The following is a 10055-nucleotide window of genomic DNA, read 5'->3' on the forward strand; positions in this document are numbered from 1 at the left end:
TTGCATTTTGTGCCAAATACGAGCTATAATCGATTATCCATTAAAAACGACAGATTCCGGAGCTAACATTTTACTCGCGTGAAATGTTATTGACTATTATGGGAGCAGTTGGTACCATAAACGCAGTAAGAATCGTGTCGAAAAATGACGTTTTATATCGTTACATATTTTTATTTTCGAGAGGAGATTGGATCTCTTATGATGAAATCTACAGGGATTGTTAGAAAAGTCGACGAGCTTGGCCGTGTCGTAATCCCGATTGAATTGCGCCGTACGCTCGGGATCGGCGAGAAAGATGCTTTGGAAATTTATGTGGACGGCGAACGAATCATGCTGAAAAAATATGAGCCCGCCTGCATCTTCTGCGGCAACGCGGATCAAGTGACTTATTTCAAAGGAAAAATTGTTTGCAATGATTGCCTAAAAGATATGCCGACACCTGTGACAAAATAAGAAATATAGTATATAATAGCAATATGGGTAGTAACAATATGAACTCTTGTTAATTCTAACCTTTTTATATCTCCTTTCTTATCCTATGGATTCCGCCTCCGGAAACCATAGGATACTTTTTTTTGCGTGCGTAAATTTTTCCTTCGCTCCGCTGTCTGCCGGCCGTTATTTTTTCATTACTTCATTATATAGGTCTCGTTTCGGTACGTCCCGGTCGGCCGCAGCCAGCTTAACGGCTTCTTTACGGGACAGCCCCTTCTCCTCCTCATACCTCGAAACATGCTCTTCCGGCGAAAGTCCGCTCCACCAGGGAAGAGCTTCGCCGGCGGCAGCCTGCTCCTTATCTGCCCCTTCCACAACCAGACAATATTCTCCGATCGGCGGATTCGCTTCGATATGCGCCAAGCAATCGGCCACGGAACCTCTGGCGAATTCCTCATATCGCTTGGTCAGCTCTCTTGCCATAGCCATGCGGCGGTCACCCCAAATCTCAAGCAGCAGCTTCAACGTCGATTCCAGCCGGTGCGGCGCTTCATATAAAATAACCGTTGCCGCATGGGACTTCCATTGCTCCAATACGGCCGCACACTTCTTTTTTTCTCTGGGGAGAAAGCCGATGAACGTAAACCGGTCCGTCGGCAAGCCTGAAGCGATCAAGGCAGACAAACCCGCGTTCGGTCCGGGAATCGGCACGACCGCTATGCCTGCGTCGACGGCCTCTTTCACCAGATCGGCGCCGGGATCGGAGATAGCCGGAAGCCCCGCGTCGCTGACAAGCGCGACGTTCGAACCTTCCTTCAGCCGCTCGATGATGGCTGCTCCGCTTTTCTCTTTGTTGTGCTCGTGGTAAGACAGCAGCCGAGCGTTGATCTCGAAATGATTGAGCAGCTTCTTCGTTTGCCGAGTGTCCTCAGCTGCGATCCAATCCGCTTCTTTTAATGTAGAAACGGCTCTGAAGGTCATATCGTCCAAATTGCCGATCGGCGTTCCGACCAAATACAGCGTACCGAGCTTCGGACGCGCACTTTCCTGTATTCCCGTTCCGAAGCTTCTTTGCAGCGAAAGCTCAGTCATCGGCTCCTCCTTGATTCGGGTCGCTTAATGCACTGCTTTTCCCGTAATAAACATCCAACAATTCCTTCGCATAGCTGCCATCCCCTTCATGAACGATGAGCGGAGGCAGCGTTCGAAGCTCGGGCTTGCCGTCCTTCGCCGCCTCGATCAATACCATGTTCGCTTCCTGATGCAACCGGGGGTGGATGAAGCGAATCCGCTTCGGTTCGAGCCGCACGGAACGAAATTCGGCGATAATCTCGATCAGCCGGGACGGGCGATGCACCATCGCCACCTTTCCCCCCGAGCGTACTAGGCGTGAGGCCGCGACGGCTACATCCTTTAGCGTGCAGTACACTTCATGCCTTGCCGCCGCCACATATGGATTTTCCTTGACCTCGCCTGACGTTACGGGCAAATACGGCGGATTTACTGTGACCAGATCGAACGTTCCTTGTCCCGCTGTCTTATAATATTCCTTGAGATCCGCGCAGACGACCGACAACCGGTCGGATAAATGATTGATTCTTATGTTTCGCTCCGCCATATCGGCAAGCTTAGGCTGTATTTCTACCCCGACGATACTGCTCTTCGTTCGCGTCGAGAGCAATAACGGGATCACGCCGTTTCCGCTGCATAAATCCACAACGCGCCCTCTCGGCGGAACGGTGCAAAATCTTGCGAGCAGCACCGCGTCTAACGAAAAGCTGAATACTTCGTCGCTTTGAATGATTTTTAAATCGTTCGTTAATAAATCGTCCAATCGTTCATTAGGCAGCAAAGCCGCCGCTAAGCCGTTCGGTTTCAATGGTAAGCGCCTCCCAAGCACATTGCAAAAAAACCGCAGGCGGCGTGACCTACGGTTGCATTACTTATTGAAGAATGATAAACAGAATAAACAGTCGCCTTCCGTCCGGAGATGCCCGTAATATACATTGCAAATATGAAAGCCCTCATTATACAGTCTTGCGAGATTGTCGTACCCTTCGCCGATGGCCGCCGGGGATGCTTCCGCTTGCCCGGACGGCTGCAAGGCTGCTTCTTCCCCGCCGGCCTGCTCCGGGGACGCTTCGTTCCTGCGGAGTAGTTTGCGCAGCTGTTGATTTTCTATGCTTAATCGCTTATTCTCTTCGACCAGAAGAACGATCTGCTTGCGCAATTCGGTCATGTCGGCGGCGAGCCGACCCATCGAATCTTCCATGTGCGTCACTTGCTCATACAGTATATTTCTGTCTCCCACAGCTCCACCCCTAGACAAGGTTAAACGGCTTCGCAGTTTATTCGTCTTGCTCTACAACGTCGTCAAGCGGAAACTCGGAAACGCGGCCTTTCGATTCGTTCAAACGTACGTTGACCGTCCGCGCATCGGCGTTAATGCTTACGACTACACCTGCCCCCACGGACGTAACGACTCTCGCGCCGATATTGGGAAGCTCTTGCTTGACGCTTTCATAATTGTCATGTTCGTACTTCAGGCAGCACATCAACCTGCCGCAAAGTCCCGAGATCTTCGTCGGGTTCAAGGACAAATTTTGGTCCTTGGCCATCTTGATGGACACCGGTTCGAAATCCCCGAGCCAGGAAGAACAGCATAAGATGCGGCCGCAAGGGCCCAGACCTCCGAGCAGCTTCGCCTCATCCCGCACTCCGATTTGCCGGAGCTCGATTCTTGTCCGAAATACGCCGGCCAAGTCCTTCACAAGCTCTCTGAAATCGACGCGACCTTCCGCGGTAAAATAAAAGATGATCTTGTTGCGGTCAAACGTGTATTCCACATCAACGAGCTTCATCCGCAGCCCGTGCTCTTTAATTTTTTCGGCGCAAACGCCGAATGCGTCCTTCGCCGCCGTCTTGTTGTCGTCAACGATCTTCGCATCGGTATGGTCGGCGATGCGGATGACCTTCTTTAACGGAAGAACGACGTCGCTTTCTTTTACTGTCTTTCGGCCGATCACGACCTTGCCGTATTCGATGCCTCGCGCTGTTTCCACTATGACGTGATTTTGTTCGTCGACAGGCAGGTCACTCGGGTCGAAGTAATACACTTTGCCCGCCTTCTTAAAGCGGACGCCTACAACTTGGTAAGCTTCCATTATTGTCCTCCTTGCAACGCGTATAGAAACCGCTCAAGGACGAGCTGTGGACCCGCGTGCTGGCGCAGCCGCTTCTTCGCTTGCAGCGCCTCGTCCATCCCGCTGACCCATACTTGAAACGGTTTCGAGTCAGCCTGTTTCTTACCCCAATCCAAGCTGTCTATAAAAACGACCCTTCCGGTCTCTCTTCTTTGTAGCAAAATCATATCCTTGCACCAAAGAGCAAATAAGTCGAAGAACGTGTCCAGATGCTCGGACACCTCCGGCTTCGACAGGACACTCTGTCCTGCAATCATTGCGGCGGGAAAGCCATGTGCCGTCTCCTTAGCCAATTGTAACACTGCGTTTCTCGTTTCTGCAAACCAATTTATTTGGATAAACTCCCGCGCCGTCCCGAGCCCGGAAGCAAGACGCACCGCCGGACGGACTAACGCGGCCGGATGGCCTTCGCCGATCAGCGCATCCTCCATTTCCTCCGCGGAGAGGGGAACGAAAGCCAGGCGCTGCGCCCGCGACAAAATCGTCGGCAGCAAAGCTTGTCCGTTCTCCGTAATGAGCACGGCGACAATTTGCGCGGACGGCTCTTCTAGGAACTTCAACATGGCGTTCGAGGCTTGCGGAGTCATCTTCTCCGCATCCTCAATGATATATATGCGCGATCGGGACGAGTGAGAGGATTTGTAGGCGAACTGCCGCTGCAGCTCCCGAATTTGTTCGATCTTCACCGCCGCCCCGTCCGCTTGCATCCACAATACGTCCGGATGATTTCCGCTTACGACCTTCCGGCATTCCGCGCACCGCCCGCACGCGTCGCTTCCGCCTTCTATACAAAAGAGCGCTTGCGCCAGCGCTCTTGCGGTTGCCCTTTTCCCTGTGCCCTTCGGGCCTTCGAATATATATGCATGAGATAAAGTGCCTTCACGCAAGGACGTCTGCAATATCGTCTTCACGCGTTCTTGTCCCGGAATTTCGTTGAAAGGCATCGGTTATCGCTCCATCTGAATTTCTTTCCGAATCGTTAAAAAAATAAGTTGATCAGCAGTCCGCGAATTTCTCCGATTTTGGCGAGGAGTTCGATCTTGCCGTTCTCCGTGGCCAGAAGCTCATCCGCCATCGAGACCAGCGTCGCATCGATTTCCTCAAGCAGCTGATACCGTTTCGTACGGCCGCGGCGGTCCCAGCCTCTCGTCTCCCGCAGCCCGATCCCCTTTCGGGCGGTTTCTTCAAGAAACCGTTTCACAAGCATCTTATATTCCCGAAGCTCTCTTACCGTCATCGAGCGGCTAAGCCGCTGCCCTTGCAGATGAATTTGCTCCATGCGGCGCATCAATTCCTCGTGCGTGACGGCTTCCCGCTCTTCCCGCAGAAAGCCGGAGAATGGCCGCGACAAGGCGTTCGCGCCTGCATTGCTGTCGTTGCGTAATGGTTCCTTGTTTAGCGGCCGCCACCCGGGATTGATTTTCACACTGAATGCGCCTCCGTTGGTATTTAGAAATGCTCGAACCGTTCGACCGGCATAATGAACACCGCGGCTCCGCCGACCTGAACCTCAACGGGGAACGGAATATACGAATCGGTCGTTCCGCCCATCGGCGTTACCGGCGTAACCAGCTGGTCTCTGACTTTGCAATTCGCTTTAATGACGCTGAGCACATCCGGAATACGGTCGTCCTCGATGCCGATCATAAACGTCGTGTTGCCCGCGCGTAAAAAGCCGCCCGTACTCGCGAGCTTCGTAGCGCGAATCCCTTGCGCGATCAGCGCGTTCGACAAGCGGTTGCTGTCTTTGTCCTGTACAACTGCAATTACAAGCTTCATGAAAATTCCTCCTAGACCAGTAGATTGTTTTCGAGAAAGCTCTCAGAATCGCCGCAGAAGTAATGAGTCGCTGTCCGCCGCTATGTCCGCCGCAATTTCTTCCTCGGTTCGGTCGGCGTTCACCAGCAGCACCCGCTGCGGATTCTTCCTGGCTATCAGTAGGAATGCTTCTCTCACTCGCTCGTGATACTCCCGATCCTTCATCTCTATTCGATCCAACGCCGATTCGTTACCGCTGCCTGCCGCTCGTTTCAGCAGACGGCTCCTGCTCACCTCTACGGGCACGTCAAGCATGTAGGTGCGATCGGGCTGCAGACCCGTGGTTGCGAAGCGATTGATCAGCTCCACCTGCTGCGGATCTTGTCCCAGCCCGTACGCCTGATAAGCAATGCTGGCGTCCACGAACCGGTCGCAGACGACAACGGCTCCGCGCTGCAGCGCCGGAAGGATAACCTCCTGAACGTGCTGCGCTCTGGAAGCGGCATACAGCAAAATTTCCGTTCGGTCCGCCATTTCCGTATACTCGGGGGACAACACCATCGTGCGAACGGCATCGCTGATTCTTGTCCCTCCGGGCTCGCGCGTCATTACGACGTCTGCGCCCTTCTCGCGCAGCCGGGCCGCAAGCCGTTTCAGCTGTGATGTCTTGCCGGAACCGTCCGGCCCTTCGAATGTTATAAACAAGCCTCTCAATTGCAGACCCCTCTATATCTATATGTCTTTGCCGCGCCAAACGAGAATCCGCTCCAGCAGCGGATCTCTCACGCCTTGTACCGAAGCGCCGCCACTGCGAAATGCCAGCAAGGCTTGCACCGCTTGGGACGTGATCAATTCCCCGGGATAAACAACCGGTATGCCCGGCGGATACGGAACGACCATCTCGGCGGACCATTCGCCGGCGGCGTCCTCGATGCGCACCTCTGTCGGCTCCCCCTTCGCTTGGAAAGGCGGAATTGCACCGTCCATAGTAAAATATACGGGCTGTTCCGACGCTTTAGGCCATATTACTTTATTATTCGCTGTTTTCGTGCAATTTTCCTGCTTTTGCACCGAAAATCGCCGTGCAATTTGTTCTAGAGCATGAATCAGCCGCCTTGCGTCCTGAATGTCCGACGTCAGCCCGAAAACAAGCAGCACATACCGCTCGTCCGCCATCTCGGCGTCGCAGCCGTACTCGGCGAGAAGCGACTGCAGCTCGTAGCCGGACAAGCGACACTCCATATCATATAGTGTGAACTTAAACGGATCTAATTGCAAATAGGCGGATGCTTCCATGTTCCCGATCGTTCCGAACCGCTTCCCAAGATTTTTCCTGCCAAGAGCCGTCCGTACGGCTTCAACCGCTTCTATCGATCCGCGGTACAGACCGTCCGCCCCTTCCCCTTCGACTACGCTCCTCGCCCAATCGAGCGAAGCAAGAATCGGGTAGGACGGACTCGAGCTCTGCAGCATGCGCAGCCGTTTTTCCACCGCACCATAGTCGATTCGCCCGCCTTGCAGGTGAAGCATCGAGCCCAACGTCATCGCGGGAAGCATTTTGTGCGTGGATTGAACGACGGCGTCAGCCCCGCACTGAAGCGCTGACTTCGGGACGCCCGGGTGCAGCCCGAAATGGGCGCCGTGCGCCTCGTCGACGAGAAGAGGCTTTCCGTGCCTATGCGCAGCTTCGGCGAGCGGCTCAATATCTACACTCATGCCGAAATAATTCGGATTCGTGATAAAGATCGCCTTCGCATCGGGAAAGCGCCGAAGCTGCTCGTCGATTTGCTCTGCTGTCGGAGCCGTGTATAACCCCGTAGGCTTGTCCTCTTCCGGCCCGAGAAAAACAGCGCCCGCTTGCGCAAGCATTAACGCGTGGATCGCCGATTTGTGCGCATTGCGCTGCATTAATACAATCTCTCCCGGCTTGCACACGGCTGAAATCATCGCCAAATTGCCTACGGTGCTCCCCCCGACCAGAAAAAACGTGCGCTCGGCTCCGAAGCATCGCGCCGCGAGCTCTTGAGCTTCCCGGATCGGCCCCGACGGAGCATGCAAATCATCCAACCCGGGCAGCTCCGTCGCATCGTAAAGGCCTACCGCTCCGAGCCAGGAAGCGACTTTAGTCCCGACATACGCCGAACCTCTTTTATGGCCGGGAACGTGAAAGCTCGTCGGCTTTCGTTCCGCATAAGCATGCAGAGCCTCGACTATAGGCGCCTTCGTTCGATTCCGTTGATCATCCTGAGCCATTTCTAGTACCTCTTTTTTGCGTAGTAGCATCATTTTACCGTCTGCCATGGCAGAAAAAAAGACCTCTTCGCCCCCGCGGCAAAGCAAGTCTTTGAAATTTGCATTATGCGTTTTGTTTATACCAGATTCGTTTCATTTGTGATATGAAAAAAGGATACTTCGCATCTCTTACGTCGGTTTTCACGATTTCCGTTTCGCATTCGCTGCAAATAAATTGCTCGCAAATCGTTATTCCTTCCAGCCTGTCTTGCTCACAAATAATGCACGTAAGCGTCGTCGATTCCCGGCCATGCGTTTCCATCGCTGTCACCCTTTGGCTTCTTTTCTACTCATTGTCGCCAGACATTCTATGAAATAAACTCATTTCCGCTAAAATCATATATTTCGCTGCGAAAGAAAAGAATCTTGCTGCCGATATTTATTAATATGTAGCGATAAACCAAAAAGTGATTTTACGTGCTGCCGAGGTGAGCCTATGTCGTCGATTCCTACCGCTGCGGAGAAAGTGATTTATCAATACACCCTGGTCAAAAAGGTTCGCAGAAAACCGGTATGGTCTTATTTCTATATATTAGTGCTTTTGGCTTATGGGACAGCCGCTGCCGTTATGGACAGCTACAGCGTATGGCTTGCGCTTGCGGCTTCGGTCATCGGCTATATTATGATCGAATACGCCGTGACCCGGACGGTATCCTGGGCAAGGCCGGAGTGGGAGGCCAGCCTTTCCCGATTCCAATGGGTCTCGCGATTCCCTTGGTTCGGGTATTTGCCTGCGCAATCCGTTACATTTCGTTCGTATCGGCTAGCTCAATCTCAGGCGTTCCTTGCCGGTTGCATCGCCGCCGGCATCGCCTCAGCCTGGTTGACGCAATACGAGTCGGCGCCGGTGGCCGCTGGCTTGCTTTGGGTCACGTTTCCGAGACTGTGGCTTTTATTTGCCGTTCGCAAAGCGGCGAAGAGCACCTATTTAATTCGTTTCGACGATAAAGAGGTGTCCATTTACGCATCGTAAGGGAATAATGCATCCGGACTGCCCGTTCGCCGGCGCCATTGTCCGGATGCTAATACACTTTATTCGCTCTGCCGAAATAGGCTTCGAAAAACCGCAATACATCCTTTACATGCTCTGTCCAGTATTCCCATGTATGGGCACCCGGATATTCCGCATACTCATGAGGATAGCCGATGTTCGTCAAGTAACGGTCGAATTCGGCATTTAGATGGTACAGGTAGTCCTCCGTCCCGCAATCGAAGTATAGCTCCGGGCGCGCTTCTTCCTTTACCCTTGTTGCGGCAAGAATATACAAATCATATTGTTTGGCGTAGGGACCGTTCAACGGTCCTAGAATTTGGGCATAATTCGTGCGGTCAAATTCCTGCCGGCTCATATTCTCCATGTCGGCGAGCGCTCCGGATAAGCTTCCCGCGGCGCCGAACACATCGGGATTTTTGAGCGCAAGCATCATCGCGCCGTAGCCGCCCATAGACAAGCCGCCAATGGCTCTCATGCTTTTGTCGGGAATCGTTCGAAATGCGGAATCGATACAGGGGACCAGATCGTGGATCATGTACTGCTCGAAGTTGCCGCTCCCGTCATACCAGTCCGCATAGAACGTACCGTGAGCATGTCCGCCGTCATTCGGCATGACGACAACGCATTCGCGAAGCTCGGACTCCGAGATCATACGGTCTAACGTTTGCTCGACGCCGCCCCTTTCCGTCCAATTCGATTCGGAACCGTACAAACCGTGCAGCAAATATACAGTCGGGTAGCGGCGGTCGGAGTCCTCGTACCCCTCGGGCAAATAAACAAAGCATGTTTTTCTTGCATATAAAGCTCCGGAGAAAAAAGGAAACGGTTTAACGGCCATTAGGTGGTTTCGCTCCTTCTGTATAATGACTTGTCCTAAAGAGAGTATAGCAAAAACGGGGACCTTTATTTTAGTCGTTATCGATTAAAAACAGTTTTTTTGCGAGAGACTATCGTAGTCTGCTCGAAATCGGGAGCAAAGGCCGACGCATACCTAAGAATAAACACCTTTTTCGTCGCACTTGCGATTTCGAGCGAAATTAGCGGAACGCATTGTCCGCTAATTCGCGGCAAACGGCGAGATTTCACGAATTAGCGGAACAAGATGACCGCTAATTTGTTGTAAAGCGGAAAAATTGCGAGAAAAAACTGTGTTAGCGGACAACGCGTTCCGTTACATCGCCGAATTATGTAAACTTGCCCATTTTAGCGGACATTCGTTTCCGTTAGCTCATGTTCGTCACTTTGTTCTATATCGATACGAAAAAAGCGCCCTTGATCGCTGATTCGATCAAGGGCGCTCTGTTGTCGGCTTGGCGACTTGCCCTCCTGGGCTCTTCTCCCGCACTTTAGTGAAGTTTCACCGTCTTATTCCT

13 protein-coding genes are annotated in these 10055 nt (G+C 52.8%); 2 read left to right on the forward strand and 11 right to left on the reverse strand.

The window, feature by feature from the left end; all coding sequences use genetic code 11:
- Positions 1-198 precede the first annotated feature (198 nt).
- Positions 199-453 (forward strand): AbrB/MazE/SpoVT family DNA-binding domain-containing protein, encoded by a 255-nt coding sequence (locus tag PT964_RS23515; protein ID WP_274365809.1) that lies wholly within the window; start codon positions 199-201, stop codon positions 451-453.
- 165 nt (positions 454-618) lie between these two features.
- On the opposite strand, the gene rsmI is transcribed toward PT964_RS23515, so the two are convergent.
- From rsmI to PT964_RS23565, 10 genes are all read right to left on the reverse strand, one after another.
- Positions 619-1527 carry a 16S rRNA (cytidine(1402)-2'-O)-methyltransferase gene (gene rsmI, locus PT964_RS23520; protein ID WP_274365810.1) on the reverse strand — a complete coding sequence of 303 codons (909 nt, stop codon included), beginning with the start codon at positions 1525-1527 and terminating at the stop codon, positions 619-621.
- Positions 1520-2314: a tRNA1(Val) (adenine(37)-N6)-methyltransferase gene (locus tag PT964_RS23525; protein WP_274365811.1), complete on the reverse strand. Its 795-nt coding sequence runs from the start codon at positions 2312-2314 to the stop codon at positions 1520-1522. Before PT964_RS23525 ends, rsmI begins: the two co-directional genes overlap by 8 nt.
- 60 nt (positions 2315-2374) lie before the next feature.
- Positions 2375-2746 carry an initiation-control protein YabA gene (locus tag PT964_RS23530; protein WP_274365812.1) on the reverse strand — a complete coding sequence of 124 codons (372 nt, stop codon included), beginning with the start codon at positions 2744-2746 and terminating at the stop codon, positions 2375-2377.
- A gap of 37 nt (positions 2747-2783) precedes the next feature.
- Positions 2784-3599 carry a PSP1 domain-containing protein gene (locus tag PT964_RS23535; RefSeq protein WP_274365813.1) on the reverse strand — a complete coding sequence of 272 codons (816 nt, stop codon included), beginning with the start codon at positions 3597-3599 and terminating at the stop codon, positions 2784-2786.
- The gene (gene holB, locus PT964_RS23540) at positions 3599-4582 is read right to left on the reverse strand and encodes a DNA polymerase III subunit delta' (protein WP_274365814.1); all 984 of its coding nucleotides are present in this window, start codon (positions 4580-4582) and stop codon (positions 3599-3601) included. The genes PT964_RS23535 and holB overlap by 1 nt, the downstream gene beginning before the upstream one ends.
- Before the next feature lie 35 nt (positions 4583-4617).
- On the reverse strand, positions 4618-5064 hold the full coding sequence (locus tag PT964_RS23545; RefSeq protein ID WP_274365815.1) for a YaaR family protein: 447 nt from the start codon (positions 5062-5064) through the stop codon (positions 4618-4620).
- A 23-nt stretch (positions 5065-5087) separates the two neighbouring features.
- Positions 5088-5417, reverse strand: coding sequence for a cyclic-di-AMP receptor (locus PT964_RS23550; RefSeq protein WP_274365816.1), 330 nt, complete (start codon positions 5415-5417; stop codon positions 5088-5090).
- A 42-nt stretch (positions 5418-5459) separates the two neighbouring features.
- Complete coding sequence (gene tmk, locus PT964_RS23555; protein ID WP_274365817.1) at positions 5460-6110, reverse strand: dTMP kinase; 651 nt, start codon at positions 6108-6110, stop codon at positions 5460-5462.
- Between the two features lie 18 nt (positions 6111-6128).
- Positions 6129-7649 (reverse strand): aminotransferase class I/II-fold pyridoxal phosphate-dependent enzyme, encoded by a 1521-nt coding sequence (locus PT964_RS23560; protein ID WP_274365818.1) that lies wholly within the window; start codon positions 7647-7649, stop codon positions 6129-6131.
- Positions 7650-7752: 103 nt separating this feature from the next.
- Positions 7753-7950 carry a sigma factor G inhibitor Gin gene (locus PT964_RS23565; protein WP_274365819.1) on the reverse strand — a complete coding sequence of 66 codons (198 nt, stop codon included), beginning with the start codon at positions 7948-7950 and terminating at the stop codon, positions 7753-7755.
- A gap of 174 nt (positions 7951-8124) precedes the next feature.
- On the opposite strand from PT964_RS23565, the gene PT964_RS23570 reads away from it, so the two are divergent.
- The gene (locus tag PT964_RS23570) at positions 8125-8661 is read left to right on the forward strand and encodes a hypothetical protein (RefSeq protein WP_274365820.1); all 537 of its coding nucleotides are present in this window, start codon (positions 8125-8127) and stop codon (positions 8659-8661) included.
- A 49-nt stretch (positions 8662-8710) separates the two neighbouring features.
- Here the strand turns inward: PT964_RS23570 and PT964_RS23575 are convergent, their stop codons facing one another.
- Entirely contained in the window at positions 8711-9520 is an 810-nt protein-coding gene (locus PT964_RS23575; RefSeq protein ID WP_274365821.1) for an alpha/beta hydrolase, read from the reverse strand.
- Positions 9521-10055 lie beyond the last annotated feature (535 nt).

Origin of the sequence: Paenibacillus thermotolerans (assembly GCF_028745515.1) — a bacterium.
Lineage (GTDB): Bacteria > Bacillota > Bacilli > Paenibacillales > YIM-B00363 > Paenibacillus_AE > Paenibacillus_AE thermotolerans.

What these genes read in the sequence shown, in the direction of transcription:
- PT964_RS23515 (WP_274365809.1), top strand. Translation starts at nt 199, where the DNA reads ATGATGAAATCTACAGGGATTGTTAGAAAAGTCGACGAGCTTGGCCGT.
- rsmI (WP_274365810.1), bottom strand. Translation starts at nt 1,527, where the DNA reads ATGACTGAGCTTTCGCTGCAAAGAAGCTTCGGAACGGGAATACAGGAA.
- PT964_RS23535 (WP_274365813.1), bottom strand. Translation starts at nt 3,599, where the DNA reads ATGGAAGCTTACCAAGTTGTAGGCGTCCGCTTTAAGAAGGCGGGCAAA.
- holB (WP_274365814.1), bottom strand. Translation starts at nt 4,582, where the DNA reads ATGCCTTTCAACGAAATTCCGGGACAAGAACGCGTGAAGACGATATTG.
- PT964_RS23550 (WP_274365816.1), bottom strand. Translation starts at nt 5,417, where the DNA reads ATGAAGCTTGTAATTGCAGTTGTACAGGACAAAGACAGCAACCGCTTG.
- PT964_RS23560 (WP_274365818.1), bottom strand. Translation starts at nt 7,649, where the DNA reads ATGGCTCAGGATGATCAACGGAATCGAACGAAGGCGCCTATAGTCGAG.
- PT964_RS23565 (WP_274365819.1), bottom strand. Translation starts at nt 7,950, where the DNA reads ATGGAAACGCATGGCCGGGAATCGACGACGCTTACGTGCATTATTTGT.
- PT964_RS23570 (WP_274365820.1), top strand. Translation starts at nt 8,125, where the DNA reads ATGTCGTCGATTCCTACCGCTGCGGAGAAAGTGATTTATCAATACACC.
- PT964_RS23575 (WP_274365821.1), bottom strand. Translation starts at nt 9,520, where the DNA reads ATGGCCGTTAAACCGTTTCCTTTTTTCTCCGGAGCTTTATATGCAAGA.